Here is a 25,964-nt window from a genome sequence, read left to right on the forward strand (position 1 = left end):
GGGGGCTTGCCCTTGCTTTACGGTTTGTTTACAACTGGCCCGCCGACGGCACGGGGGCAACGGGCCGGCACCAGCTCACCAGGAGAGCTCCATGGCCATGCCCCCGCCTTGCCTGCTTGCGGCCGCCGTCTGCGCCGCGCTGTTCCTGACCGCTCCCGCGGTCGCGTCCGCCCAGGACGCTGATCCCACCACGCTGGACTCGGTGACCGTCACCGGTTCGCGCATCAAGCAGTCCGAGCTCGAGACGCACGTTCCCGTGCAGGTGCTCACCCGCGAGGACATCGACCGCAGCGGTTTCAAGTCGGTCTCGGACATCGTCCAGAACCTCACCGCCAGCGGCGCAGGCCTCAATACCAAGTTCAACTCCAGCGGCAACTTCGGCTTCCCGCCCGATGGCGGCGGCGTCGGCGCGGGCGCGGCCACGGTCGACCTGCGCCACCTCGGGCCCAAGCGCGTGCTGGTGCTGGTCGACGGCATCCGCTGGGTCAACGAGTCCTCGGGCTCGGGCGTCGGCTCCGCGGTGGACCTCAACACCATCCCGCTGGCGCTGGTCGACCGCATCGAGGTGCTGGAGGACGGTGCGTCCTCGATCTACGGCTCCGACGCCATTGCCGGCGTGGTCAACATCATCACCCGCAAGGACGTGCAGGGCGGCGACATCGAGCTGCACTACGGCACCTACGAGGACCTGGGCGGCGACACCTGGGGCGCGGACATGGGCTACGGCGGCGGCAATGACCGCGTGCAGTGGTTCGTCGGCGCGTCGTACTTCAAGCAGGAGGAGTCGGCCTCGTCCGAGTACGGACCCGCCAGCGTGCCGGTGCCCGGCACCGGCGTCGACAACGGCAGTTCGGCCACGCCGCAGGGCCGCTTCGTCTTCATGGATCCCAACACCGGCCTGACCCACAGCATCACCACCAATACCGGGGTGACCGATCCGACCTTCATCCCCGGCCAGGCCTGCGCGCGCACCGACGACTTCCACTGCTTCACCAATGCCGACCGCTTCAACTTCGCGCCCTTCAACCTGCTGCTGACGCCGTCCGAGCGCAAGACCGTGTTCGGGCAGGTGCGCTTCGCCTTCAATGACAACGTCGGCGGCTACGTGCGCGCGCTGTACAACCAGCGCGACTCCGCCAACCAGGCGGCACCGGAACCCTTCTTCCTCGGCACCGACGCCGGTATCTACAACCCCTACGGCGAAAGCACGCTGGTGATCTCGGCGCTGAATCCGTACAACCCCTTCGGCTTCGACCTCACCACCATCGGCCCCGACGCCAACCTGTTCCTGCTCGGCCGCCGCCCGGTGGAAGGCGGCCCGCGCCGCTACGAGCAGGACGTCGAAACCTGGTACGTGGCGGCAGGCCTCGACGGCAGCTTCAGCGTCGCCGACCGGCCCTGGGACTGGGACGTCAACGTGGTCCGCAGCGAGAGCAAGGCCGAGCAGACCAACTACGGCAGCTACAACCTGCGGCACATCAACGAGGCCCTGGGCGACCCCGCCGCCTGCGCCACGATCGCCGGCTGCGTGCCGCTGAACGTGTTCGGCGGCGCCGGCACCATCACCCCGGAGATGCTGGCCTTCATCCAGCCGGTGGTGCGCGACGAGAGCGAGAACTCGCTGACCCTCGTGTCAGCCAACGTCACCGGCGCGCTCATGCAGATGCCGGCCGGCCCACTGGGCTTCGCCGCAGGCTACGAGTACCGCAAGTACGAAGGCGCCTACCAGCCGGATCCGATCACCATCGCCGGCGAGTACAACGGCGTGCCGTCGGGTCCGACCGCGGGCGAGTACGACGTCAACGAGGTCTACGCCGAGCTCGCCGTGCCGCTGTACGCCAACGCCGAACGCGGCAGCGCGCTCGACATGAGCATCGCCGGCCGCTACTCCGACTACTCGACCTTCGGCGGCGAAAGCACCGGCAAGCTCGGCCTGCGCTGGCAGGTGGCCGAGGAGCTGGTGCTGCGCGGCACCTGGGCGCAGGGCTTCCGCGCGCCGTCGATCGGCGAGCTGTACGGCACGCTGTCGCGCTTCGACGCCACCCTGGTCGATCCGTGCTCGGGCCCCGGCAACGCGGTGCGTCCCGAGTGCGTGGCGCAGGGCGTGCCCGCCGACTACGTGCAGACCAACCCGCAGATCTCGGTGGTCACCTCGGGCAATGCCGAGCTGCAGCCGGAAAAGAGCCGCAGCCTGACCCTGGGCGGGGTGTGGAGCCCGAGCTTCGCATCCGACGCGGCCTGGTCCGAGCGCCTGGACCTGGGCCTGACCTTCTACAAGCACACCATCGAGGATGCGATCCAGGCGCCGGACGCGCAGGTGATCCTCAACCGCTGCGTGTTCGACGCCGATCCCTTCTCCTGCGCCTCCTACGACCGCAGCGAGCGCGGCCAGATCGTGCGTTTCGACGACATCCTCGACAACCTCGGCACCATCCGCACCGACGGCTGGGACCTGAGCCTCGGCTGGCTGCTGCCGGAACAGGACTGGGGCCAGCTGCGCTTCGACGCCAAGACCACCTTCGTCTCGAGCTTCGAGCTGCTCAACGAGTCGGGCCAGGCCGAACCGCGCGCGCCGGGCGTGGAGGTCAACAACAGCGCGATCCCCGAATGGACCTCCAGCCTGACCACGCAGTGGAGCCATGGGCCCTGGGCGCTGGCCTGGGGCATGCGTTACATCGGCGAACTGCGTGAGTCCTGCGGCGGCGCCAACGGCTATGCCATCTGCGACGACAGCGCCGCCGACCTCAACCGGCTCGATGCCACCACCTACCACGACCTGCAGGCGTCCTGGAACAGCGATGCCTGGATGCGCGGCCTGCGCGTCAGCCTGGGCGTGAACAACCTCACCGGTGAGGACCCGCCGATCTGCCTGAGCTGCTCGCTCAACGGCTACGACGCGGCCACCTATGACCTGCCGGGGCGGTTCTTCTACGCGCGCGTGGGCGTGAAGTTCTGAGTGATGCGGGGCGCGGCCTGGCGACAGGCCGCGCCGCTTGCCGCGGCCCCGCGGGCGGCCTCGTGGGGCGCCTTCAGAAGGTGATGTGCACCGAAGGCGCGCTGCGCCGGGCTTCGCCGTGGTACACGGCCTCGATGTTGTTGCCGTCGGGATCGAGCACGAAGGCGGCGTAGTAGCCGGGATGGTAGTCGCGCTCGCCCGGCGCGCCGTTGTCGCGCCCGCCGCTGGCGAGCGCCGCGCGGTGGAAGGCCTCGACCATGTCGCGGTCACGCGCCTGGAAGGCCAGGTGCTGGCGTCCGGTGAGCACGCCCTGCGCCGCCTCGCTGTCGCGCGTGGACACGAACAGTTCGTCGGCCCAGAACCAGCCATCGCCGCTGCCACCCATCGGCACCTCGAGCGCCCCGAGCACCGCCGAATAGAAGGCCTTGGACGCGGCCAGGTCGGCCACCACAAGCTGCAGGTGGTCGATCAGGCGGCCGCGGTGCAGGTCCTGCGTCTCCATGTCATGCCTCCAGGTGCGGGGGTCAGAGCACGCCCGGGTTGAGCTGCCACAGTCGCAGGTTGAGCATGGCGGCAAAGCTGATCCAGGCCAGGTAGGGCAGCAGCAGGAGCGCGGCCACGCGGCTGTGCTTCCAGAAGGCGAGCATCGTCGCCACCACCAGCACCCACATCAGCGCGATGTCCGCGAGCGCCGCGGCGCCCATCTGCCAGGCGAAGAACAGCCAGCTCCACAACGCATTGACCACCAGCTGCACGAGATACAGCGTCAGCGCCGTGCGCGCGCGGTCGAAGCCGCCGATGCGCCAGACCATCCAGGCCGCCACCGCCATCAGGATGTAGAGCACCGTCCACACCGGGCCGAAGACCTCCGGCGGAGGCGCCCATGCGGGTTGCTCCAGCAGCCCGTAGAAGTCGTCCGAGCGCCGCGAGGCCATGCTGCCGGCGAAGGCCGCGACCCCGGTCACCGCCAGCCAGGCCAACAGGCCGACGAACTGCTGCTTTCCGGTGATCCTGTGCATGGCGGCGTCCCTGGCTGGTTGAAGGCCGCCACGCTACGGGCGGGCGATGTGAACAGGGCGGCAAGGTGGCCGCCCGCGCTTAGCCGTAGCGCTGGCGCACCTGCGCGATGGAGTCGTGGACCAAGGCTTCCAGTACCGCCAGGTCCACGTCGGCCAGCTGGCGGATGTAGAGGCAGGACTTGCCCATCCTGTGCCTGCCCAATCGTGCCAGCAGCGCCTGCTGCGCCTCGCCTTCGTCTTCGCAGTCCAGGTAGACCACGAGGTCACGCCCGCGGACCGCGAAGCCGGCCAGCGGCGCCTCGCCGCTGCGTCCGCTGGCATAGGTGTAGCGGTAGCGGCCGAAGCCGACGATGCTCGGGCCCCACAGCGTCGCCGGCTCGCCGGTGATGCGGGCCATGAGGGCCATCATCGCCTCGGCATCGGCGCGCTGCCCGGTGCGCGTGGCGTTGGCGTCCAGGTACTGCACGACGCTGGCGTCGGTGGGGCGGGTCCTGTTTTCGGCCATCGGTGTGTCCTCGCATGCGCCAGCCCGCGACCGGCAACGTGTCAACGCGGAACCCGGCCGCGGGCGGCTGCGACCGGCTCAGCCCGCCCCGCGCAGCGCGCCGGCGATCCCGCCGATGAGCAGCGCCAGGATCGGGAACATCGACAGGGCGAAACCCAGCCCGCGGCTGGCCGGCGCCGCGACGTAGCTGCGCCAGTAGATCAGCCGGCCGACCAGATACACCGCCCCGACGCCCGCGACATGGGCCGGCGGCCAGTACTTCGCCGCGATGAACAGCACCGGCAGGAAGGCCACCATCAGCTCCAGCGTGTTCATCTGCACGCGATAGGCGCGCTCGAAGCCCTCGTGGCCCGTGACCGCCGGCGCCTTGACGCCGTATTGGCCACGCGCGCGGCCGACCAGGACCGCAAAGAACACCAGCTGCGCGACGGCGAGCAGCGCGACGAGGTCGACAGGGTTCATGGCGCGTCGGCCTCCGTCCACACCGCCAGCTCGTTGCCGCCGGGCTCGACGAAGTGGAAGCGGCGGCCGCCGGGGAAGGCGAACACCGGCTTCACGATCTTGCCGCCGGCGGCCTCGACCTTGGCCAGCGTCGCCTCCAGCGCATCGCTGTAGAGCACGACCAGTGCGCTGCCGCGTCCGGTGCTGCCGGCGACGTCGGCGCGGAAGAAGCCGCCGTCCAGGCCCGCGTCGGCGAGCGCGGCATAGTCAGGGCCGTAGTCGACGAAGCTCCAGCCAAACGCCTCGGCGAAGAAGCGTTTGCTGGCGCCAAGGTCCAGCGAGGGGAACTCGACGTAGTTGATCTTTTCGTGGCGCGACATGGAACCTCCTTTTCAGTTGGCGAACGTGGCCAGCAGGCCTTCTGCGAATCCCGAGCGCAGCAGCCAGGCCACCGCCGCCAGGTTGAGCACCACCGTGCTCCAGAACACCAGCTGGAACGGCTGCTTGATCGTCTTGTGCCGGAACAGCTGCTGCGCGATGAGCGCACCGGGCCAGCCGCACAACAGGCCGACCAGATGCAGGGTGGCTTCCGGCGTGCGCTGGAGCTCGCGCTGTGCGGCCAGCTTGTCGGAGCGGTACATCAGCCAGGCCAGCAGGCTGGCGACGACATAGGCGGCCACCAGCGGCAGCGGGACCCAACCCGCCACGCCGGCCACCGCGGTCGCAAGCAGCACCAGCGTGCCCAGCGCCGCCCGCGGAATGCGCGAGGGCTGCCGTGGCACCGCGATCTTCTCGCCCGCATGGCGGACCTGGGTGGCGTTCGTCCGCCCGCGCATGTCCACCACCGGCAGCCACGACACCAGGTCGCCCTCCGCGGGCCGGCGCGAACCGCGCTGGAAGGCATTGATGTGCACGAACGCACGCGTGCCGCCGCCGCTGGGCGTCGCGAAGCCGAAGCCCTTGTCGTCGTTCCAGTCGGCGATGCGGCCTGCCAGTCTCATCGTGGGTCCCCGTTCCCTGCTGCCCGCGCCCCCCGGCGGCGTCGGCAGATGGTAGGCGCGTGCCGTCGCCGCGCACAACGCGTCGCGCCCTCCGGTGCCCGGCTTCATGCGCCAAACACGGTCGCTGTGCGATCCAGAGCGGCCCCATTCACGCCGGATCCTCCATGTCCCGTCGCACCAGCCTCCTGGCCGTCCTTGCGCTGCTCGCCGCCCCCGGCGTCGCCCTGACCCAGCCCGAAGACACGCCCGACCCCCGCGGCCAGGCCGTCGAAGCCGTGTCTTCGGTGGACCTGGAGCGCTACGCCGGCACCTGGTACGAACAGGCGCACCTGCCGCTGTTCTTCCAGCGCAACTGCGTGGCCAACACCACCGCCAACTACAGCCTGCGCGACGACGGCCGCATCGACGTCGTCAACCAGTGCGACAACGACAAGGGCGAGCGCATCGAGGCGCGCGCCATTGCACGCAAGGTGGACGACAGCACCTCGAAGCTGGAAGTGCGCTTCGCGCCGGCCTTCCTGTCCTTCCTGCCGGCGGTGTGGGGCGACTACTGGATCATCGACCTCGACCCGGACTACCGCTGGGCCGTCGTGGGATCGCCGGACCGCAAGTACCTTTGGTTCCTCACCCGCGACAAGACCATCGCCCCGGAGCAGCTCGACGCCCTGGTCGCCAAGGCGCACGCCATGGGCTACGACACCTCGCGCCTGATCCGCACCGAACAGTGACGCGCCGCGGCTAGAGCACGCGGATCTGCGATGCCCGCGTCACCCGGACGTGGGTCTGGTAGTAGTACTTGCCGGTCCGTTCGCCGTCCACGGTGAAGTCGATGCGCACCCGGCGCGCGGTGCCGGCCACCTGGATCCGCTTGCCGCGCAGCGCGACCTCGGGCGCGTTGCCGTACAGGGCTTCGAGCTCGGTGGCGACCCTCGGCATGACCGCGATCGACAGGTTGCGCGGGTCGCGGTAGTCGCGCTCCGAGTTGAGGTGCAGCTTGTCGGTGCGACCCGTCGCCTGGACCGTCAGCGCGAACACGCCGGTCACGCCCGTGAGCGGAGCCGCGGCGGCGCGCAGCACGGCCTGGCCGGGATCGATCCACGGCGCGTCGCCGGTTGGCAACGGCGAGGCGCATCCGCCCAGCAGCAGGAGGGCGGCGAACAGGGTCGGCGTGCAGCGGCTCATGCGGATCCTTGCGGGAGTCGGTGTGCGGGTCATGGCTCCGGGGTGCCGGTGTCCTCGTTGCCGAGGTCCAGTTCCGCACGGGCCGCAGCGGCCAGCGCACGGTACCTGGCCCTGAAGGCGTCGAGGCTCTGCTCCTCGATGTCCTCCAGGTCCAGCAGCGCATTGTGCGCGCCCCGCGTGGCGCGGATCAGCTCGTCGAGCTTGATCTGGATGGCTTCGGTGTCGCGGTTCTTTCGTGCCTCGACAGAAAAGCCGTGCCCGCGAAGCGGCCACGGCTAAATGATTGGCCAAAGCCAATCGGCTCTTGCGGATCAGTTGTCGCTCGCGACATGCGTTACATGGGTTGCCGGCATGTCAGTTCCGTTGAGAAACACAACTTGCAAGGTCAATGGATCATCAGTGTCGGGATCTCGCGCCTTGTCCTTGAAGAAAACCATCCCCCCCATCGACCGGGTAGGCTTGCCGAGAACCTTCACGGTTTGGGCACGATTGAGCGTTCCGACGATGGCGCAGCCCCACTCGTCGGGAGTGCGGCGTTCTCCGCTCGCCCCAAATCTGTCGAGCAGTGCACTGAGGCCCTCTCCATCAAGCTCCTCAATACCTGCCTTCTTGCACGCGTCGGCCTTTATCTGCAGGACAAGAACGGGATTGACCGCCTGCTGAGCCAAAGCACCTGTCGACATTAGCAGGAGGATCGCGGCAATTGCTTTCATGAGTTTCTCTCTATTCGTTGATGCTTTGCTGAAGTATTTCCATCCATTTCGACTGCTCGCGTTTCCCAAGCATCTCAATTCGCCATCGAGGATTGTCCACATCTCGGGTGAGCACAAAAAGTCCACTTGCCCGGCGATTCGCAATGCTTCGGCCGAGATTCGCAGCCCCTACGCTCGATGCGCCGCTGAGGCTCGACCCTCCGTGCACAGCCATGCCGCCCGTTTGCAGATTTGATTCCCACGATCTCACGTCCGCAAAGTTGTACTCTTTCGTCGCTCAGGCCGTACCACTGCTGCAGGAAGTGGATACGCAGCATCGTCGCCAGCGGATACGGCTGCCGCCCCGGACGACCCATCTTCGGGTAGTGCGGCTCGATCAACTTCAGCAGCGCCTTCCACGGCACCACCTGATCCATCTCCGCCAGGAAGATCTCCCGGCGCGTGCGCTTGCGCTGGCCCAGGCCCTCGGCATCACCGAACGTCAGCTGCATCGATCGTCATCCACTTCAGGTGGCGCTATTGTCGCCCGGGACGGGGGAGTTGTTCAGACCTTCCCTAAGTAAGCCCCAAAAACGGGGCGGTAAAGTGGTCTACAGAAAATACTGTGCGGCGAAGCGGTGGTACCGCATACCGCCTCAAGAACGCCGGTATGCGCCGCTGCACCCCGGCACGCCCCTCCGCAGTTGCAGGTCCCCCGACCCCTAGCGCCGAATATCCAACAACTCCACCTCGAACACCAGCGAAGCCCCCGGCGGAATCACGCCGCCCGCGCCCTTCGCGCCGTAGCCCAGGTCCGCCGGAATCAGCAGCTCGCGCTTGCCGCCGATCCGCATGCCGGCCACGCCCTCGTCCCAGCCGCGGATCACGCGCCCGGCGCCCAGCATGAAGACGAACGGCTCTCCCCGATCCACGGAGCTGTCGAACTTCTCCCCGCGCCTGTCGGCCGCGCTCTGGTCATGCAGCCAGCCGGTGTAGTGCACGCTGACCTCGTCGCCGGCCTGGGCGACATCGCCCGTGCCTTCGGCCACGTCGATGCGTTGGAACTCGCCGACGTCACCGCCCGTGTACGGCGGCGGCGTCTTGCCGCAGGCGGCGATCATCAGCAGGCAGGACAGGGCCGCGGCAGTGCGGCTCAGGCGGTTGGACATGCGGGGCGGCTCCGTTCGGACGAGCCGCGAGGTTAGCCCAGCCGCGCGTGGCGCGGCACGCCGCTCAGGCGGCGGCGATGCGCACGTCGGGGCGGACCGCCATGCTGCCGAGGTCGCCCATCAGCTGCAGCTCGCGGTCCTGCACCAGCACGTTCAGGCGCATGCCGCGCTCGCCGATGGCGGCGAGTTCGGCGGGTGATTCGGCCGGCAGCGAGAGCACGGTGAGGTTCTTCAGCCGCGACAGGGTGCCGCCGGCCTTCTCCCACCAGAGGTCGGACGCGCGGCCGCCGTAGTTGAGCACCACCACCTGGCGCGCACGCGCGCAGGCCTTGCGCACGCGGGATTCGTCGGGGTGGCCGAGTTCGATCCACAGTTCGACGTCGCCGGTGTAGTCGCGCTTCCACAGCGCGGGCTCGTCCTCGTCGCTCAGGCCGCGGCCGAACTCGAGGCGCTCGTCGGCATACAGGGCGAATGCCAGCAGGCGCACCATCAGGCGCTCGTCGGTCTCCGACGGATGCTGGGCAAGCACGAGGTTGTGGGTGGCGTAGTAGTGCCGATCCATGTCGCTGATCTGCAGTTCGGCCTTGACGACGGTGGACTTGGGCATGGGGACTCAGCGCTTGAGCGCGGCTTGCGGCACGTCGAGTTCGACCGACAGCGCCAGGTGATCCGAGAATGCGGCCGGGAAGGCCTGCATGTCGCGGCAGCCGAGGCCGTCGCTCACCAGGATGTGGTCGATCGCCTTCTGCGGCTTCCAGCTCGGGAAGGTGTGCACCATGCACGCCGGTGGCTGCAGGCGCGTCTGGCGGAACAGCGCAGCCATCTCGGGCTGGTCCACGGTGCAGTTGAAGTCGCCCATCAGCACGGCGTGCGGGGTCCCGGCCAGCAGTTCGGCGATGAACGACAGCTGCGAGGCGCGCGACTGCGCGCCCAGCGAAAGATGCGCGACGGCGATGGTCAGGCCATCGTCGCCTTCGCCGAACTTCGCCACCAGCACGCCGCGGCCGGAGATGCGCCCGGGCAGCGCGTGCACGGCGATGTCGAGCGGTTCGAACTTGCTCAGCAGGCCATTGGCGCTGGAGGCGAACTGGCCCACGCGCCGGTTGGGCTGGTGGGTCCAGTAGTCGAAGCCGCCGCGTTCGGCCAGGTAGTGGGTCTGGTTGGTGAAGCCGGAGCGCCAGCTGCCGGGATCGGCTTCCTGCAGGCCGACGATGTCGTGGCGACCGGCCAGCTGGGCGATGGCGTCGAGCATGCCGCGCTTGTTGCCCATCGGCAGCACGTGCGACCAGCTGCGGGTGGCGTAGTCGCTGTAGCGGCGGGTGCTGGAGCCGGCCTGGATGTTGGCGCTCAGCAGCTTCAGCCGCTGCGCGGCGCCATCGGCGCCGGCAGCGGCGTCGGGCGCAGGCTGGGCCTGCGCCTGGGCGGGATCAGAGGCCGCCACCGGCCTGGGTCGCGGCGCGCTCGCGGGCGACCAGCTGGTCGGTGATGCGCAGGATGTCTTCCAGCGTGCGGCCGCGCACGCGGTACTTGCCGTTCACGACCACGGTCGGGGTGGCGTCGATGCCGCTGCGCTGCATGAACTGGCGGGTGCGGCCAATCTGGGCCTTGACTGCGAAGCTGTCGATGGTGGCCTTGAGCTGGCTGGCATCGGCGCCGTTCTTGGCCATGACCGCGATGATCTCGTCGGCGCTGGCGTTCGGGCGCAGGCTGCGCTCGATGTGCATGGCGTTGAACAGCGGCGTGTGCACGCGGTCGATCACGCCCACGGCTTCGGCGGCGAAGAAGGCCGGGCCGAACTTGTCCTGGTCGCTGAAGGCGGCCGGCAGCATGGTGAAGCGGACGTCGGACGGGAGGCGCTTCTTCCAGGCGCCGACCAGCGGATCGAAGGCCGCGCAGTGGCCGCAGGAATAGGCGAACACTTCGACCACTTCCACCTTGCCGTTGAGCGGGGCGAAGGGCTGGCCGCCGGGAATCTCGACGTAGTCGGTGCCGGGCACCAGGGCCGGGCCCTGGGCGGCGGCCTGCGCGGCAGCGGCGACCGCGGCCTCGGCGGCGGGATCGGCCGGGGCGTCGGCAGGCGGCGTGGCGGCATCGGCGGCCGTGGCGGCGGTGCCTTCGGCGGCGGGTTCGCCGGTGGCCGCAGGCTCGTCGGCGATGGGGGCCGTGGATTCAGTGGGCGTGGCCGGCGCGGTGGCGGTATCGGGCGTCGCGGGCGTTTCAGCGCCGCCGCAGGCGACGAGCAGCAGGCTCAGGAGCAGGGGGGCGAGGAGGCGCTTGGTCATGGTGTGCACTCGTTGTGTTGCGGATGCGGGAATCAGCGGGCGCCGGCGGCGCGCTCGCGCGCGACCAGCAGGTCGGTGATGCGGAGCAGGTCGCCGAAGCTGCGGCCGATGACGCGGTAGCGGCCGTTGACGATGATCGTCGGCGTGCCCTGAACGCCAGCGGCCATGATGAACCTGCGCGCCGCGTCCATCTGCGCGTCGGTCTCCGGCGAACGCATCGCCGCGAGCACCTGCGCGCGGTCGAGGCCGAAGCCGGCGTACAGCGTGGCGTACTCGTCCAGCGAGGCGCCACGTGCCGGCAGCGACTGCTCGACATGCAGGGCGCGGTAGGTCGGCTCGTGCGTCTTGTCCAGCGCGCCCAGCGACGCCGCGGCGAAGTATGCCCGCGCGGCGGCATCGTTCTGCGTGAACGCACCGGGCAGGTAGCGGAAGGCGACGTCGGCCGGCAGGCGGCGCTGCCACTGCGCGAGCACCGGCTGGAAGTCGTTGCAGACGTGGCACCAGTAGGCGAACACCTCCACCACTTCGACCTTGCCCGGCTCGGCCCGCAGCGGCTCGCCGTCGGGGATGGTGACGAAGTCATGGCCTTCGACCAGGCCGTCGTCGGCGCGCGCGGAGGCGGGCAGCCACGCGAGCGTGGCCAGCGCGAGGACGAGGAGGGCGGTGGACAGGCGCTGGAGCATCGGCATCGGGCCTCGGTCAAGAAAAAGCGCCGGCACAGGGGCCTGGCCGGCGCTGGGTGTCACGCAGTGTGCATGCTGGCGGCGCGATGCCGCCGGACTCCGGTCACGGAGCCTGCTGGACGTCCGTGGCCGGGGCGGTGGCGGCGTCGCCGGCCGGAGCGGACTCGGCGGCACCGTCGGTGGCTTCGGTGCCGGTGTCGCCGGCATCCGCAGGCGCGGCGCCCTCGGCACCGGCGGCATCGGCCGGTGCGGCCTCGGCCGCCGGGGCCGGCGCGGCGGCGGGAGCCGTGGCCTGGGCCGGCAGTGCGGCCATCGCCGCCAGGGTGGCGGCGTCCGGGCGCTTGTGCAGGCCCTGCATGTAGCTCGACAGCGCGCCGATTTCCTCGTCGCTCAGTTCGCGGGCGATCTCGGCCATGATCTCGAACATGCGGGTGTCGCGCTCGGTGCTGGTGCCGGCGCGGTATTCCTGCAGGCGGCGCGCGGTGTACCAGGACTGCTGGCCGCCCACGAGCGGGTAGGCCGGGCCGGGGTTGCCGCCGCCGCTGGGGCCGTGGCAGGCCATGCAGGCCGGGATGCCGCGCTCGAAATCGCCGCGGCGGTACAGCTGCTGGCCGGCCTCGTAGAACTTCATGCCCTCGTAGGGGCCTTCGCTGACCACGGTGTCGTCGGCGATGCCGGCCGACTGCGCCTGCGTGGCGTAGTGCGCGCCGACGTCGCGCATGTCCTGCGCCGAGAGCATGGAGGCGAAGGGCTGCATGATCGCGTTCTGGCGCTCGCCGCTCTTGAACAGCGCCAGCTGGCGGGCCATGTACAGCTCGCTCTGCTGGCCGAGGTTCGGGTAGATCTCGGGGATCGTGGCCTTGCCGTCCAGGCCGTGGCAGGCGGCGCAGGTGCCGGCCAGGGTGGCGCCGTTCTGGGCGTTGCCGGGCTTGGTCTTGGCCAGCTCGGCCAGCGCGTCGACGGATTCCAGCGGCAGGGCCTCGACGGGCGCGGTTTCCTCCAGCGGGGCGACCGTGGTCTGGGCGAAGGCGACGGCGCCGACCGCAAGGGCGGCGAAACCGGCGAGGAGGTAGCTGCGGGCGTGACGCATCTGGCTGGACTCCGGAGATCGGGATACCGGGCATGGCCCGGTCGCAAGGCCCGTCATTATCCGGTCGCGGGCTTCGGGCGGTCAAACGCGCCCCCGGGGGCTTCCATGCGATCCTGTGCGCATGGCCAATCCCCTTGCCCGCGCCCAGTACATGCTGGCGGCGCACACTCCCCGCCAATTGCCGCCCGACGGCGGATTCGAAGTCGCGTTCGCAGGCCGTTCCAATGCCGGCAAGTCCAGCGCACTCAATGCCCTGTGCCAGCAGAACGCGCTGGCGCGCGTGTCCAAGACGCCGGGCCGGACCCAGCAACTGGTGTTCTTCGACCTGCCCCAGCACGAGAACCGCTTTCTGGTCGACCTGCCGGGCTACGGCTACGCCAAGGTGCCGCTGGACCTGCGCGCGCACTGGCAGGCCTTCCTCGACAAGTATTTCCAGAACCGCCAGGCGCTGCGTGGCCTGGTGGTGGTGATGGACATCCGCCATCCGCTGAAGGACTACGACCGCCAGATGCTGGGCTACGCCGTCACCCGCGGCCTGCCGGCGCACGCGCTGCTGACCAAGGCCGACAAGCTGTCGCGTGGCGCGGTCGCCAGCGCCGTGCAGGCGGTCAAGCGCGACCTGGAGAAGGACTACGGCGACACCGTCGGCGTGCAGGCCTTTTCCGGCGAATCCAAGCTGGGCGTGGACCAGGCCCGCGGGGTGATCTGCCGCTGGCTCGAGATCGCGCCCGACTGAGCCGCTGCCGCGCCGCCCTCAGGCGGCGATGTCGAACAGGTTGCCGATCAGCGCCGAGGCAAGCATCGCCGCCGCGCCCCAGAACACCACCCGCGCCGCGCCGCGCAGCGCCGGGGCGCCGCCGAGCCGGGCCGCGGTGGCGCCGGTGAGCGACAGCCCGGCCAAGGTCGCCACGGTGGTCACCATCACCACGTCCGCATGCGGCGCCAGCACGGCGCTGGCGATGGGCAGCGCGGCGCCGGCGATGAAGGCGACCGCCGAGGCCAGTGCCGCCTGCAGCGGCCGCGGCCGGCCGAGTTCGTGGAAGCCCAGCTCGTCGCGGGCGTGCGCGGCCAGTGCGTCGTGCGCGGTCAGCTGGCGCGCGACTTCGAGCGCCAACGCCGGCTCCAGGCCGCGGCCTTCGTAGATGCCGGCGAGCTCGGCCAGTTCGCGCCTGGGGTGCTCGTCGAGTCCGCGCTGCTCCAGCGCGAGGTCGGCCTGTTCGGTATCGGCCTGCGACTGCACCGAGACGTATTCGCCGGCGGCCATCGAGAACGCGCCGGCGACCGTGCCGGCGACGCCGCTGGCCAGGATCACCGTCGCCGGCGCGCCCGCGGCGGCCACGCCGACCACCAGTCCGGAGATCGAGACGACGCCGTCGTTGGCGCCCAGCACGGCCGCACGCAGCCAGCCGGCGCGGCCGCTGCGGTGATGCTCGGGAGGTGGCATGGCGGGCTCCTGGCGTTCGATTGCATGGATGGAGGCGACGCTGCGGCCCGCCAGCGTGCGGGTGACGTCATATCCCGGACGATATAGTGGCCGCCTTCGGGCCGGGAGTGACCGGCGCCCCTCCATCCGCGCCGGCGAGCCTCCCACGTGTCCAGTCCCAGCAGCAGCAACGACGCCCCGATCCGCTCGCGCGACGAACTGGTCGAGCACCTCGCCTCCGGCGGCAAGCCGCGCGGCGACTGGCGCATCGGCACCGAGCACGAGAAGTTCGGCTTCCGCCTGGACGACCTGCGTCCGCCCCGGTACGACGGCGATCGCGGCATCGGCGTGCTGCTCGACGGCCTCACCCGCTACGGTTGGGAGCCGGTGGCCGAGCATGGCCGCGTGGTCGCGCTGAGCAAGGACGGCGCCTCGGTGACGCTGGAGCCCGCCGGCCAGCTGGAACTCTCCGGCGCGCCGCTCGAGACCATCCACGACACCTGCCGCGAAGTCGGCAGCCACCTGTTCGAGGTCAAGACCGTCGCCGACGACCTGCGGCTGGGCTTCCTCGGCATGGGCTTCCAGCCCAAGTGGACGCGCGCCGACATGCCGTGGATGCCGAAGGACCGCTACCGGATCATGCGCGCCTACATGCCGAAGGTCGGCGACCTGGGCCTCGACATGATGACCCGCACCTGCACGGTGCAGGTCAACCTGGACTACGCCGACGAGGCGGACATGGCGAAGAAGTTCCGCGTGTCGCTGGCGCTGCAGCCGGTGGCGACGGCGCTGTTCGCGGATTCGCCGTTCACCGAGGGCAAGCCCAACGGCTATCTCAGCTGGCGCTCGCACATCTGGACCGACACCGATCCCGACCGCACCGGCATGCTCGACTTCGTGTTCGAGGACGGCTTCGGCTTCGAGCGCTACGTCGACTACCTGCTCGACGTGCCGATGTACTTCAGCTACCGCGACGGTATCTACCACGACGCCAGCGGGCAGTCGTTCCGCGACTTCATGGACGGCCGCCTGCCGGTGCTGCCCGGCGCGCTGCCGACGATGCAGGACTGGTCCGACCACATGACCACCGCCTTCCCGGAAGTGCGGATGAAGAAGTTCCTCGAGATGCGCGGCGCCGACGGCGGCCCCTGGAACCGCATCTGCGCGCTGCCCGCGTTCTGGGTCGGCCTGCTGTACGACGATGCCGCGCTGGACGCCGCCTGGGACCTGGTCAAGGACTTCACCCTGGCCGAGCGCCACGCGCTGCGCGACGGCGTGCCCAAGCACGCGCTGAAGCTGCCGTTCCGCGGCGGCACGGTGCGCGACCTCGCTCTGCGCGCGCTGGAGATCTCCGCCGCGGGCCTTGCCCGCCGCGACCGTCGCAACGAACAGGACCAGGATGAGCGCCCCTTCCTCGAACCCCTGATCGAATTCGCCCAGGCCAACGAAACCCCGGCCGAACGCAAGCTCGCGCTGTACCACGGCGAGTGGGGCGGGGATATCGATCGCGTGTTCCGCGAGTTTGCGTACTGAGGGCGGTAGAGCGCTTTTGCCACGGATTTGCGCGGATCAAGAGCTCCATTTACACGGATAGAGCGAAATGGGGGCGGGGTGGGGCGGGGCTGCCGGCTTCGCCAGCGGCGGCGCGCCGGGTGCTTCCTCTGTTTCCTGTAGGAGCAGCTATAGCTGCGACCCGTACCCCTGCGCGCTGGCCACCGCGGTGATCGCAGCGATAGCTGCTCCTACAGAAAAAGCGGGCAGTCGCGCCCTCGCCGCGGCCCCCTCCCATTGCCTTGCTTGATCCGTGTAAATGGAGCTCTTGATCCGCGTAAATCCGTGGCAAAAATGCTCCTTCCACACCCCGCCGTGTAGCCTCCCCGCATGACCATTCCTGTTGGACACGACGCACCGCTGCGCGAGCGGCTGGACTTTGCGGAGACCGATGCGCTGCTGCGCGACGACGTGCGGCGGCTGGGGGCGATGGTCGGCGAGATGCTGGCCGAGCAGGTTTCGCCGGCGCTGCTGCAGCAGGTGGAGGCGGTGCGGCGCGCCGCGATCGCGCGCCGGGAGAACGCGGAGCCGGTGGAGGCGCTGGCGGCGGAGCTGGCCGCGGTCTCGCCGGAGAACGCGGATGCGCTGGTGCGCGCGTTCTCGGCCTGGTTCGGCGCGATCAACCTCGCCGAGCGCGTGCACCGCATCCGCCGCCGGCGCGACCACCAGCGCAGCGACGAAGGTCCGCAGCCCGGCGGGCTCGAGGCCGTGCTGGCGGCGCTGCATGCCGACGGCGTGGCGCTCGACGAACTGCAGGCACTGCTGCCGCGGCTGTGGGTGGAGCCGGTGTTCACCGCGCATCCCACCGAAGCCGTGCGCCGCGCGCTGCTGGCCAAGGAGCGCGTGATCGTCGAGCGCCTGGTGGCCGACATCGACCGCACGCGCACGCCCGACGAGCGCCTGAGCGACGAGTCGCGCATCCGCCAGGCGCTGGCCACCACGTGGCAGACCTCAGAGGCGCCGCCGCTGAAGCCGACCGTCACCGACGAGGTCGACCACATCGGCCACTACCTGGGCGTGCTGTTCCGTGTATTGCCGGCCTTCTACGAGGTATTCGCCGACGCGGTCGAAGCGACCTGGGGCGAGCGCATCGCGCTGCCCGACGTGCTGCGCTTCGACACCTGGGTCGGCGGCGACATGGACGGCAATCCCAACGTCGGCGCCGCGACCATCGAGGCCGCGCTGGCCGCGCAGCGCGCGCAGGTACTCGGGCAGTACCGCGACGAGCTGCGCGCCTTGGGCCAGGTGCTGACGCAGACGCGTGACCGCGCGGGGGTGGACCCGGCGGTGGAGGCGCGCCTGGCGCAGTATCGCGATGCGATGCCGGCTGCGGCGGCGCGCTTGCGTGCGCGCCAGGCGGACATGCCCTACCGCCAGCTGCTGGAGCTGATGTCGGCGCGCCTCGAGGCGACGGCAGGCACTGGCGCCGATACCGGGACGGACCCCGCTGGCGCCAATGCCAACGTGGACGGCAGCGACGACAGCCGCGCCACCGACACTCGCAGCGCTGGTGGTTCCTGGCGGCCCGCCTACAACGGTGTGCAGGACTTCCTTGCCGACCTCGACCTGGTCGACGCCAGCCTGGCGGCCCACCGCGGCGAGCATGCCGGCCGCTTCGCCCTGCGCCGCCTGCGCCGGCGCGTGACCAGCTTCGGCTTCCATCTCGCCGCGCTCGACCTGCGCCAGGACTCGGCCGCGCACGACGCCGCGCTCGCTGCGCTGGAGGGCCTCGACGACTGGAGCGCGCTGCCGCTGGAGCAGCGGCTGGAACGCCTGCACGCGCTGATCGCGTCGCCGACGCCGGCGGTGCCCGACGCCGGGGCCGCGGCGCAGGCGCTGGAGGTCTTCCGCACGGTCAGGTCGGCGCGCGTACGCTACGGCGAAGCCGCGTTCGGCCCCTATATCGTCAGCATGAGCCGCAGCGCCGCCGACGCCTTGGCGGTGCTGGCGCTGGCGCGGATCGCCGGTTGCGTCGAGGGCGGCGCGGACGGCGCGCCCGGCACGGAGGGTCATGCCGGCGAAGTCCCGCTCGACGTCGCGCCGCTGTTCGAAACGGTTGACGATCTCGACGCCGCCGCCGGCGTGATGCGCGCCCTGTTCGACGATCCGGTCTACCGCCGCCACGTGCGCGCCCGCGGCGACCGGCAGATCGTGATGCTGGGCTACTCCGACAGCGCCAAGGACAGCGGGCTCATGGCCTCGCGCTGGGCGCTGCAGCGCGCCCAGGTCGACCTGATGCGCCTGGCGCGCGAGGCCGGCGTGCGCCTGGTGTTCTTCCACGGCCGGGGCGGTTCGGTCAGCCGCGGCGGCGGCAAGACCGGGCGCGCGATCATCGCCGCGCCGCGCGGCAGCGTCGATGGCCGCATGCGCGTGACCGAGCAGGGCGAGGTGATCCACCGCAAGTACGGCATCCGCGCGCTGGCGCTGCGCAACCTCGAGCAGATGACCGGCGCCGTGCTGCGCGCCAGCCTGCGGCCGCGGCCGGCCGACCCGCGCGTGCGCGACTGGCGGACGGTGGTCGACGGGCTGGCCGCGGATTCGCGCGCCTGCTACCGCGCCCTGGTGCACGAGGATCCCGGCTTCGACGCCTACTTCCGCGCGGCCACACCGGTGGACGTGATCGAACGCCTGCAGATCGGCTCGCGGCCCTCGCGCCGCCGCGATGGCGGCATCGCCAACCTGCGCGCGATCCCGTGGGTGTTCGCGTGGTCGCAGAACCGCTCCGGGCTGACCGGCTGGTACGGCGTCGGCCACGCGCTCGAACGCGGCATCGAACGCCACGGCCTCGATGCGATGGCGGAGATGGCGCGCGACTGGCCGTTCTTCGCCGCGGCGCTCGACGACGTCGAGATGCTGCTGGCCAAGTCCGACCTCGACATCTTCGCGCGCTACTCGCAGCTGGCCGGCGACGCCCACGCCGCGTTCTACCCCGGCATCGCCGACGAATTCTCGCGCACCCGCGACGCGATCCTCGCGATCAAGGGCCAGGACGAGCTGCTCGCCAGCGACTATCGCCTGCGCCTGTCGATCCGCCTGCGCAATCCCTACGTCGACCCGATCAGCCTGCTCCAGGTCGAGCTGCTGCGCCGCTGGCGCGCGGGCGGGCGCGAGGACGAATCGCTGCTGCGCGCGCTGTTCGCCACCGTCAACGGCATCGCCGCCGGCATCCAGAACACCGGTTGACGGCCGCGGCCGCGGGAGTACCGTGGTCGTCCCTCATCGCAACCGGGTGCCCGCCATGGCCGACAGCGAACTCGTCTTCCACACCAATCCGATGTCCCGCGGCCGCATCGTGCGCTGGATGCTGGAGGAACTCGGCGTCCCCTATCGCGCGGTGGTGCAGGACTACGGCACGTCGATGAAGTCGCCCGAGTACCTCGCGATCAATCCGATGGGCAAGGTGCCGGCGCTGCAGCACCGCGGGGTGGTGGTCACCGAGGCGGCCGCGATCTGCACCTACCTGGCCGATGCCTTCCCGCAGGCCGGACTGGCCCCGGCGTTCGACGACCCGCTGCGCGGCACCTACCTGCGCTGGATGTTCTTCGCCGCCGGCCCGGTCGAGGCGGCGGTGACCGCCAATGCGCTGGGCCAGCTGCCGCCGCTGGAGAAGGCGGGCTTCGTCGGCTATGGCAGCTACGACCAGGCCATGGACCTGCTCGAGCAGGCGGCCATGTCGGCCTCGCCGTGGCTGCTGGGTGAGCGCTTCAGCGCAGCCGACGTCTACGTCGGCAGCCAGGTCGACTTCGGCCTGGCGTTCAAGTCGATCCCGCAGCGCCCGGCCTTCGCCGCCTGGGCCGAACGCCTGCGCGGGCGCGAAGCCTACCGCCGCGCCAGGGCGCTCGATGACGCGCTGATGCCCAAAGCGGACTGAGGCCGGGTCACCCCTTTTACGCGCCGCGCGGCAACACGGTCAGCACGCGCGCGACGAAGTCGTGGAATTCCTGCATATAGCCGCGCAGGAACTTGGCCGTGCCCTCGTCGGCGATCTCGCCGGCGTCGTCCAGCATCCCGTCCTTGAACTGGATATAGGCCTCGGGCGAGTTCATCTGCGGCGAGTTGAGGAAGCCGAGGATGCTGCGCAGGTGCTGCTGGCCGACCGCGGTACCGATCGCGCCGGGCGAGGTGCCGATCACGCCCGAGGGGATGTTGGCGAACGAGTTCGTGCCCCAGGGACGGCTGGCCCAGTCGATCGCGTTCTTCAGGCCGCCGGGAATCGAGCGGTTGTATTCCGGAGTCACGATGAGGATCGCGTCCGAGGATTCGATGGCCTTCTTGAAGCGGCGGCCGGCCTCGGGATAGTCGGCGTCGTAGTCATAGCTGTAGAGCGGGAGGTCGGCGTAGGCGATCTCGGTGAAGCGCAGCTGCTCCGGGGCGAGCTTGAACAGCGCGTTGGCGAGCTTGCGGTTGATCGATTCACTGGCGAGGCTGCCGACCAGGTAGCCGACGTTGTAGGTCTTCATGGGACGCTCCTGCAGTGGGTGGCCGGAGAAGCCAGGCTGTGCCGCCCGAGTATGTGCCGGCGCGTGTTACGGCGACGGCAGCGCGTCGCGGAACAGGTGCAGCATGGCCAGGCGATAGGCCTCGCCGATGGACGCCGCGTGGGTGCCGTCCGGCAGCACCACCAGCTCGACGTCCCAGGGCGCATCCGCGCGCCGGCTCCAGCTGGCATGCCAGTCGGCGGCGTTGCGCACGCGCTCGGCGGTGTCGCGCGCGCCGCTGGCGACGACCACGGCCAGGTCATCGCGGCGGTGCGTGCCGGGCGCGTCGAACAGCTGTTCGCGCGCAGGCGCCAGGGACGGGTTGCTGGCGATGCGTCCCCAGAACAGGTCGGGATCGCGCAGCGCCGACCAGAGCACGAAGTAGCCGCCCCGCGACTGGCCGACCAGCACGCGGCGGCTGGCGTCGGCGCGATAGCGCCGCTCCACCCCGGGCAGCACCTGGTCGCGCAGGAACGCGAGGTACGCCTCCGCACCGCCCTGGTCCGGGGCGGTGTCCGCGCCGGTGGCGGTGAAGTCGACGTTGCGCCGGTTGATCGCCGGGTCGAAGCCGCCATAGGCGATGCCGACGATGATCGCTTCCGGCAGGCCCTCGTCGTAGCCGAGGAACAGGTGCGTCGGGGCCAGCAGCGGGAACAGGCTGTCGCCGTCGAGCAGGTAGACCACCGGCCAGCGACGCTGCGGATCGGCGTCGTAGCCTTCGGGCACGCGGACGTGGACGTGGTGGGTGCGGCCGCTGGACTCGGCCACCAGCGGGAAATAGCCGCCTTCCAGCGCGGCCAGCGGCGCGGACTCGACCGCGCGGCCTGGGATGCCGCCGGCAGCCGTCGGGGGCGCCGGCGTGCCCGCGCAGCCGCTGAGCGCAGCCGCGAGCAGCAGCGCAGTGGAGAGCCGGATTCGAAGCATGTGGTCGAGTCTAACGGCGGCGAATGCGCCACGGGTAGCGGCCCAGGTGCGCACCTGGATCCCAGGGCGGCCCAGGATCGGGGCCATCGGGCTGGTATACTGCCCCCCACTATCCACCCGGGGCACCCGTGCCGCATTCGCCGGAAGAAAAACGCAAGGTCCTGGCCCGCATCCGCCGCATCCGCGGCCAGTGCGAGGGGCTCGAGCGCGCGCTCGAGACGGGCGCCGACTGCGCGCCGGTGCTGCAGCAGATCGCGGCGATCCGCGGCGCGGTCAACGGGCTGATGAGCGAGGTGCTGGAGTCGCACCTGCGCGAGCAGTTCGGGCACGCCGCCCACGACGACGACGAACGCGCCCTGCGGGTCGCCGAGATGACCGGGCTGATCCGTTCGTACCTGAAATGAGCCATCCCACGCGAGGCCGCGGCCGCGCCGCGCCCATCCCCACCGCATCGCCTTCCTGGAGCAGACCATGAAAACCCGTGCCGCCGTCGCCTTCGAACCCGGACAGCCGCTGCAGATCGTCGAGCTCGACCTCGAAGGCCCGAAGAAGGGCGAGGTGCTGGTGAAGATCACCCACGCCGCGCTCTGCCACACCGACGCCTTCACCCTGTCGGGCGAGGACCCCGAAGGCGTGTTCCCGGCCGTGCTCGGCCACGAGGGCGCCGGCATCGTGGTCGAAGTGGGCGAGGGCGTGAGCTCGGTGCAGCCCGGCGACCACGTGATCCCGCTCTACACCGCGGAATGCGGCGAGTGCCTGTTCTGCACCTCGGGCAAGACCAACCTGTGCGTCGCCGTGCGCGCGACCCAGGGCAAGGGCGTGATGCCCGACGGCACCACGCGCTTCAGCTTCAACGGCAAGCCGGTCTACCACTACATGGGCTGCTCGACCTTCAGCGAATACACCGTGGTCGCGGAAGTCTCGCTGGCCAAGGTCAATCCTGAAGCGAACCCGGAGCACACCTGCCTGCTCGGCTGCGGCGTGACCACCGGCATCGGCGCGGTGCACAACACCGCCAGGGTGGCCGAGGGCGACAGCGTGGCCGTGTTCGGCCTGGGCGCGATCGGCCTGGCGGTGATCCAGGGCGCGAAGCAGGCCAAGGCCGGGCGCATCATCGCGATCGACACCAATCCGGCGAAGTTCGCCCTGGCCCAGGAGATGGGCGCGACGGACTGCGTCAATCCGAAGGACCACGACCGGCCCGTGCAGCAGGTGATCGTCGAGATGACCGGCTGGGGCGTTGACCACAGCTTCGAATGCATCGGCAACGTCGAGGTGATGCGTGCGGCGCTGGAATGCGCGCACCGCGGCTGGGGCCAGAGCGTGATCATCGGCGTGGCCGGCGCGGGCAAGGAGATCTCGACCCGGCCGTTCCAGCTGGTCACCGGGCGCAAGTGGCTCGGCACCGCGTTCGGCGGGGTCAAGGGACGCAGCGAGCTGCCGGGCATGGTCGAGGATGCGATGCGCGGCGACATCCAGCTGGCGCCGTTCGTGACCCATACGCTGCCGCTGGAGCGCATCAACGAGGCCTTCGACCTGATGCACGAGGGCAAGTCGATCCGCACGGTGATCCATTACTGAGCCCGCGGCCATGCGCAGCGATGACGGGACCGGCCAGGTCGCGGGTGGACGCGTCGTCGCCGTCGCCGGCGCGAGCGGCCTGGTCGGGCGCGCGCTGCTCGCGCGCCTGTGCGCGGATCCCGGCGTCGCGCAGGTCCATGCGCTGGTGCGCCGCCCGCTCGCGATGGAGGCGCCGAAGCTGCAGGTCCACCTGGTCGACTTCGCCCGGATGCCGGCCCTGCCGGCGCTGGACGAGGCCTACCTCGCGCTTGGCACGACCATCAGACTTGCCGGCAGCCGCGCCGCGTTCCGCGCGGTGGATTTCGATGCCAGCCTGGCCGTGGCCCAGGCCGCGGTGGCCGCGGGCGCGCGGCGGATCGGGCTGGTCAGCGCGACCGGCGCGGACGCGCGCTCGCACCTGTTCTACAGCCGGGTGAAGGGCGAGCTGGAGAACGCGCTGCTGGCCCTGCCGCTCGACGCCCTGGTGATCGCGCGGCCTTCGCTGCTGCTGGGCGACCGGTCCGCGCTGGGGCAGCCGCCGCGCCGCGGCGAAGGCCTGGCCGCCGCCGCGGACCGCTGGTTCCGCCCGCTGGTGCCCGCACGCGTCCGCGCCATCGCCGCCGACGACGTGGCGGCGGCGCTGGTGTCGGTCGTCCCGCAGGCGCGTGGACGGCAGCTGCTCGAGTCCGAACGCATGCAGGGCGGGCGCGTCGCCGCGTCCGATCCGAGCCATCCTTCCCATTGATCCACTGATCGTCCGGAGAAACGCCATGGAACGCCTCGAACACCGCGCCAGCTTCGGCGGCTGGCAGGATGTCTACCGCCACCGCTCCGAGGTCCTCGGCTGCGACATGACCGTCGGCGTGTACTTTCCGCCGCAGGCGGAGCAGGGACCCTGCCCGGTGCTGTACTGGCTCTCGGGCCTGACCTGCACCGAGCAGAACTTCATCACCAAGTCCGGTGCGCAGCGCTACGCCGCCGAGCACGGCCTGATCCTCGTCGCGCCCGACACCAGTCCGCGCGGCGACGACGTCGCGGATGCGCCCGGCTACGACCTGGGCAAGGGCGCGGGTTTCTACGTCAATGCCACCGAGGAGCCCTGGGCGGCGCACTACCGCATGTACGACTACATCGTCGACGAGCTGCCGGCCTGGGTCGAAGCCGATCCTGCGGCGAGCGACCGCCGCGCGATCAGCGGGCACTCGATGGGCGGGCACGGCGCGCTGACCATCGCGCTGAAGAACCCCGGCCGCTACCGCAGCGTCTCGGCGTTCTCGCCGATCGTGGCGCCCTCGCAGGTGCCGTGGGGCGAAAAGGCGTTCGCCGCCTACCTCGGCGACGACCGCGGGGCGTGGAAGCAGCACGACACCGTGGAACTGGTGAAGTCGGCGTCCGAAAGGCTGCCGCTCCTGGTCGACCAGGGCGCGGCCGATGAATTCCTCGAAAGCCAGCTCCGCCCGCAGCTGCTGCAGGCCGCCTGCGACGCCGCCGGCCACCCGCTGACCCTGCGCATGCAGCCCGGCTACGACCACAGCTACTACTTCATCGCCAGCTTCATCGGCGACCACATCGCGCACCATGCGGCGGCGTTGAGGGATTAGGGCAGGGCTTTTTTGCCACGGATCACGCGGATGGCGCGGATCCACACGGATAGAGCAGAAACCATCCTGTAGGAGCGGCTATAGCCGCGATAGGACTTGCGGAGCCCTTCCTGTAGGAGCGGCTACAGCCGCGATAGGACTTGCGGAGCCCTTCCTGTAGGAGCGGCTACAGCCGCGATATGGCGGGCGGGAAAACTCCCTGGCGCCCCCTGCGGGTTGAGCCTCCGGGTGACCTGGCGATCGCGGCTGTAGCCGCTCCTACAGAAGGCGGGGCGTGGGGTTGATCTGCGTGGATGCCGCTGGGGCTGTTAACGCGGGCGGTGGCGTGGCGTGGCGCGCTGTGCCGTGGTACTCCACGCAGGCGAAGCGGCCGTCGCGGAGCACGGGCGCTTCCTGTTCCAGCAGCAGTGGCGTGTCGAACATTGGCCCCGCGCAGACGCAGGTGTGGAACTCGCCGTTCTCGCCGCAGGGATCGATGCCGCCTGGCAGCGCCGCGAGCAATCCGGCATCGAAGCTGCGGCCAGCGAATCCGGCGTCGAGCTGCTGCGTATCCACGCGGCACAGCGATGCCCGCAGACCGCCGGCGATCATCTCCCGCGCGATGGCGGCCGTGTCCGCGCCAAACAGCGGGAACAGCGCCGTCCAGCCGAGCCGCGCGCACAGCGCCTTGCGCCAAGCGCGGACGTCGGCCAGCCGCAGGTCGCCGAAGGCGATCTGGTCGATGCCGGGCCAGCGGTCACGGGCCCTGGCAAGCGCGTTCGCGAAGGCAGCCTCGTAGCGCGGGTTGTCGCAGTCCGGTGGAATGCGCGCTTCCACCAGCGGCAGGCCAGCGGCCGCGGCCTGCGCGCGCAGCACGTCGACGTGGACGCCTTGGCCCGACGCGTGTTCCTCGCCTTCGGTGATCGTCGACAGCAGGCCGACGACGTCGACCGCGCCCTGGCCGCGCAGCGTGTGCAGCGTCCAGGCCGCGTCCTTGCCGCCACTCCAGGCCAGCAGCGCGCGCGGACGCGCGCCGTCGGGCTCAGCCGGCACGGACGTCGCGGAGCTCCCAGGCGTTGCCGGCGAGGAGGCGCATGCGGTGCTTGAAGACGTCGCCGCGCAGGGCCGTGGTGGCCACCAGCTCGACGCGCTGCTCGCGCTGCGTGCCTTCGACCTGGGCGGCGGGATCGGTGGCACCCAGGAGGGGATCAACCTCGTCGGGCTCGTCCTGCGTGGCCCGCCAGCGCTCGAACAGGCTGTCGCCGCGCAGTGCGTCCTGCAGCTCCTGTGCGAAGGCCTCGGCGCCGTGGGCGCTGAAGGCGAACGCGCCACCGCGGGTGGCGGCCGGGTCGGGGATGGCGATGAAATAGCGCGTCGGCATGCGGTGGTCCGTTGTCTGGCGTCCGGACAAGCTTAGCGCCGGGCCGT

28 protein-coding genes and 3 pseudogenes are annotated in these 25,964 nt (G+C 70.6%); 10 read left to right on the forward strand and 21 right to left on the reverse strand.

Annotated features, from left to right (window positions below; translation table 11 throughout):
* Nucleotides 1-97: 97 nt before the first annotated feature.
* Complete coding sequence (locus JGR68_RS01205) at nucleotides 98-2,956, forward strand: TonB-dependent receptor (protein ID WP_199363267.1); 2,859 nt, start codon at nucleotides 98-100, stop codon at nucleotides 2,954-2,956.
* Between the two features lie 73 nt (nucleotides 2,957-3,029).
* On the opposite strand, the gene JGR68_RS01210 is transcribed toward JGR68_RS01205, so the two are convergent.
* From JGR68_RS01210 to JGR68_RS01235, 6 genes are all read right to left on the reverse strand, one after another.
* The gene (locus tag JGR68_RS01210) at nucleotides 3,030-3,458 is read right to left on the reverse strand and encodes a VOC family protein (RefSeq protein WP_199363185.1); all 429 of its coding nucleotides are present in this window, start codon (nucleotides 3,456-3,458) and stop codon (nucleotides 3,030-3,032) included.
* A gap of 22 nt (nucleotides 3,459-3,480) precedes the next feature.
* The gene (locus tag JGR68_RS01215) at nucleotides 3,481-3,975 is read right to left on the reverse strand and encodes a TspO/MBR family protein (protein ID WP_199363188.1); all 495 of its coding nucleotides are present in this window, start codon (nucleotides 3,973-3,975) and stop codon (nucleotides 3,481-3,483) included.
* Nucleotides 3,976-4,054: 79 nt separating this feature from the next.
* Entirely contained in the window at nucleotides 4,055-4,480 is a 426-nt protein-coding gene (locus tag JGR68_RS01220; protein WP_199363190.1) for a DUF1801 domain-containing protein, read from the reverse strand.
* Between the two features lie 78 nt (nucleotides 4,481-4,558).
* Complete coding sequence (locus JGR68_RS01225) at nucleotides 4,559-4,942, reverse strand: MAPEG family protein (protein WP_199363192.1); 384 nt, start codon at nucleotides 4,940-4,942, stop codon at nucleotides 4,559-4,561.
* Entirely contained in the window at nucleotides 4,939-5,301 is a 363-nt protein-coding gene (locus tag JGR68_RS01230; RefSeq protein WP_199363194.1) for a VOC family protein, read from the reverse strand. The genes JGR68_RS01225 and JGR68_RS01230 overlap by 4 nt, the downstream gene beginning before the upstream one ends.
* A gap of 12 nt (nucleotides 5,302-5,313) precedes the next feature.
* Entirely contained in the window at nucleotides 5,314-5,922 is a 609-nt protein-coding gene (locus JGR68_RS01235; RefSeq protein WP_234446547.1) for a cold shock and DUF1294 domain-containing protein, read from the reverse strand.
* A gap of 164 nt (nucleotides 5,923-6,086) precedes the next feature.
* Between JGR68_RS01235 and JGR68_RS01245 the strand changes: the two genes are divergently transcribed.
* A complete protein-coding gene (locus JGR68_RS01245; protein ID WP_199363196.1) occupies nucleotides 6,087-6,650 on the forward strand; it encodes a lipocalin family protein in 564 nt (187 codons plus the stop codon).
* Between the two features lie 10 nt (nucleotides 6,651-6,660).
* Here JGR68_RS01245 and JGR68_RS01250 read toward each other — a convergent pair whose 3' ends face one another.
* The 10 genes and pseudogenes from JGR68_RS01250 to JGR68_RS01300 form a co-directional block, all read right to left on the reverse strand.
* Complete coding sequence (locus JGR68_RS01250; RefSeq protein ID WP_199363198.1) at nucleotides 6,661-7,104, reverse strand: hypothetical protein; 444 nt, start codon at nucleotides 7,102-7,104, stop codon at nucleotides 6,661-6,663.
* A gap of 29 nt (nucleotides 7,105-7,133) precedes the next feature.
* Nucleotides 7,134-7,337, reverse strand: a pseudogene (locus JGR68_RS01255) (low affinity iron permease family protein); the annotation flags it as partial.
* A gap of 78 nt (nucleotides 7,338-7,415) precedes the next feature.
* Nucleotides 7,416-7,817 (reverse strand): hypothetical protein, encoded by a 402-nt coding sequence (locus JGR68_RS01260; RefSeq protein WP_199363200.1) that lies wholly within the window; start codon nucleotides 7,815-7,817, stop codon nucleotides 7,416-7,418.
* Between the two features lie 272 nt (nucleotides 7,818-8,089).
* Nucleotides 8,090-8,308 (reverse strand): annotated as a pseudogene (locus JGR68_RS01270) (transposase); the annotation flags it as partial.
* A 210-nt stretch (nucleotides 8,309-8,518) separates the two neighbouring features.
* The gene (locus JGR68_RS01275; protein WP_234446548.1) at nucleotides 8,519-8,965 is read right to left on the reverse strand and encodes an FKBP-type peptidyl-prolyl cis-trans isomerase; all 447 of its coding nucleotides are present in this window, start codon (nucleotides 8,963-8,965) and stop codon (nucleotides 8,519-8,521) included.
* Between the two features lie 64 nt (nucleotides 8,966-9,029).
* Nucleotides 9,030-9,572, reverse strand: coding sequence for a YaeQ family protein (locus JGR68_RS01280; RefSeq protein ID WP_199363203.1), 543 nt, complete (start codon nucleotides 9,570-9,572; stop codon nucleotides 9,030-9,032).
* A gap of 6 nt (nucleotides 9,573-9,578) precedes the next feature.
* A complete protein-coding gene (locus JGR68_RS01285) occupies nucleotides 9,579-10,319 on the reverse strand; it encodes an endonuclease/exonuclease/phosphatase family protein (RefSeq protein ID WP_199363272.1) in 741 nt (246 codons plus the stop codon).
* A gap of 73 nt (nucleotides 10,320-10,392) precedes the next feature.
* Nucleotides 10,393-11,247, reverse strand: coding sequence for a thiol:disulfide interchange protein DsbA/DsbL (locus JGR68_RS01290; protein ID WP_199363204.1), 855 nt, complete (start codon nucleotides 11,245-11,247; stop codon nucleotides 10,393-10,395).
* A 32-nt stretch (nucleotides 11,248-11,279) separates the two neighbouring features.
* Nucleotides 11,280-11,936, reverse strand: coding sequence for a thiol:disulfide interchange protein DsbA/DsbL (locus JGR68_RS01295; protein ID WP_199363206.1), 657 nt, complete (start codon nucleotides 11,934-11,936; stop codon nucleotides 11,280-11,282).
* Nucleotides 11,937-12,255: 319 nt separating this feature from the next.
* Nucleotides 12,256-13,020: pseudogene (locus tag JGR68_RS01300) on the reverse strand (c-type cytochrome); the annotation flags it as partial.
* A 121-nt stretch (nucleotides 13,021-13,141) separates the two neighbouring features.
* Here JGR68_RS01300 and yihA point away from each other — a divergent pair.
* Nucleotides 13,142-13,756, forward strand: a complete 615-nt coding sequence (gene yihA / locus JGR68_RS01305; protein ID WP_199363208.1) for a ribosome biogenesis GTP-binding protein YihA/YsxC — start codon at nucleotides 13,142-13,144, stop codon at nucleotides 13,754-13,756.
* Between the two features lie 18 nt (nucleotides 13,757-13,774).
* On the opposite strand, the gene JGR68_RS01310 is transcribed toward yihA, so the two are convergent.
* Nucleotides 13,775-14,464 (reverse strand): VIT family protein, encoded by a 690-nt coding sequence (locus tag JGR68_RS01310; RefSeq protein WP_199363209.1) that lies wholly within the window; start codon nucleotides 14,462-14,464, stop codon nucleotides 13,775-13,777.
* A gap of 147 nt (nucleotides 14,465-14,611) precedes the next feature.
* Between JGR68_RS01310 and JGR68_RS01315 the strand changes: the two genes are divergently transcribed.
* From JGR68_RS01315 to JGR68_RS01325, 3 genes are all read left to right on the forward strand, one after another.
* Nucleotides 14,612-15,976 carry a glutamate--cysteine ligase gene (locus JGR68_RS01315; protein WP_199363210.1) on the forward strand — a complete coding sequence of 455 codons (1,365 nt, stop codon included), beginning with the start codon at nucleotides 14,612-14,614 and terminating at the stop codon, nucleotides 15,974-15,976.
* A gap of 348 nt (nucleotides 15,977-16,324) precedes the next feature.
* Complete coding sequence (gene ppc, locus JGR68_RS01320; RefSeq protein WP_199363211.1) at nucleotides 16,325-19,177, forward strand: phosphoenolpyruvate carboxylase; 2,853 nt, start codon at nucleotides 16,325-16,327, stop codon at nucleotides 19,175-19,177.
* A 55-nt stretch (nucleotides 19,178-19,232) separates the two neighbouring features.
* Nucleotides 19,233-19,865 (forward strand): glutathione S-transferase family protein, encoded by a 633-nt coding sequence (locus JGR68_RS01325; protein ID WP_234446549.1) that lies wholly within the window; start codon nucleotides 19,233-19,235, stop codon nucleotides 19,863-19,865.
* A 16-nt stretch (nucleotides 19,866-19,881) separates the two neighbouring features.
* On the opposite strand, the gene JGR68_RS01330 is transcribed toward JGR68_RS01325, so the two are convergent.
* Nucleotides 19,882-20,454: an NADPH-dependent FMN reductase gene (locus tag JGR68_RS01330; RefSeq protein ID WP_199363213.1), complete on the reverse strand. Its 573-nt coding sequence runs from the start codon at nucleotides 20,452-20,454 to the stop codon at nucleotides 19,882-19,884.
* 66 nt (nucleotides 20,455-20,520) lie between these two features.
* Entirely contained in the window at nucleotides 20,521-21,396 is an 876-nt protein-coding gene (locus JGR68_RS01335; protein WP_199363215.1) for an alpha/beta hydrolase-fold protein, read from the reverse strand.
* A 128-nt stretch (nucleotides 21,397-21,524) separates the two neighbouring features.
* Here JGR68_RS01335 and JGR68_RS01340 point away from each other — a divergent pair, with 128 nt between their 5' ends.
* The 4 genes from JGR68_RS01340 (at nucleotide 21,525) to fghA (ending at nucleotide 24,557) form a co-directional block, all read left to right on the forward strand.
* Entirely contained in the window at nucleotides 21,525-21,800 is a 276-nt protein-coding gene (locus JGR68_RS01340) for a metal/formaldehyde-sensitive transcriptional repressor (RefSeq protein WP_199363217.1), read from the forward strand.
* A gap of 67 nt (nucleotides 21,801-21,867) precedes the next feature.
* Nucleotides 21,868-22,977, forward strand: a complete 1,110-nt coding sequence (locus tag JGR68_RS01345) for an S-(hydroxymethyl)glutathione dehydrogenase/class III alcohol dehydrogenase (RefSeq protein WP_199363219.1) — start codon at nucleotides 21,868-21,870, stop codon at nucleotides 22,975-22,977.
* A 10-nt stretch (nucleotides 22,978-22,987) separates the two neighbouring features.
* The gene (locus JGR68_RS01350; protein WP_199363236.1) at nucleotides 22,988-23,701 is read left to right on the forward strand and encodes an NAD(P)H-binding protein; all 714 of its coding nucleotides are present in this window, start codon (nucleotides 22,988-22,990) and stop codon (nucleotides 23,699-23,701) included.
* 25 nt (nucleotides 23,702-23,726) lie between these two features.
* Nucleotides 23,727-24,557, forward strand: coding sequence for an S-formylglutathione hydrolase (gene fghA / locus JGR68_RS01355; protein ID WP_199363238.1), 831 nt, complete (start codon nucleotides 23,727-23,729; stop codon nucleotides 24,555-24,557).
* A 258-nt stretch (nucleotides 24,558-24,815) separates the two neighbouring features.
* Here the strand turns inward: fghA and JGR68_RS01360 are convergent, their stop codons facing one another.
* A complete protein-coding gene (locus tag JGR68_RS01360; protein WP_199363241.1) occupies nucleotides 24,816-25,589 on the reverse strand; it encodes an ATP-binding protein in 774 nt (257 codons plus the stop codon).
* Entirely contained in the window at nucleotides 25,579-25,917 is a 339-nt protein-coding gene (locus tag JGR68_RS01365; protein ID WP_199363243.1) for a hypothetical protein, read from the reverse strand. The genes JGR68_RS01360 and JGR68_RS01365 overlap by 11 nt, the downstream gene beginning before the upstream one ends.
* Between the last annotated feature and the right edge of the window lie 47 nt (nucleotides 25,918-25,964).

The sequence above is a fragment of the Luteimonas sp. MC1750 genome, from assembly GCF_016615955.1.
Classification (GTDB): domain Bacteria; phylum Pseudomonadota; class Gammaproteobacteria; order Xanthomonadales; family Xanthomonadaceae; genus Luteimonas.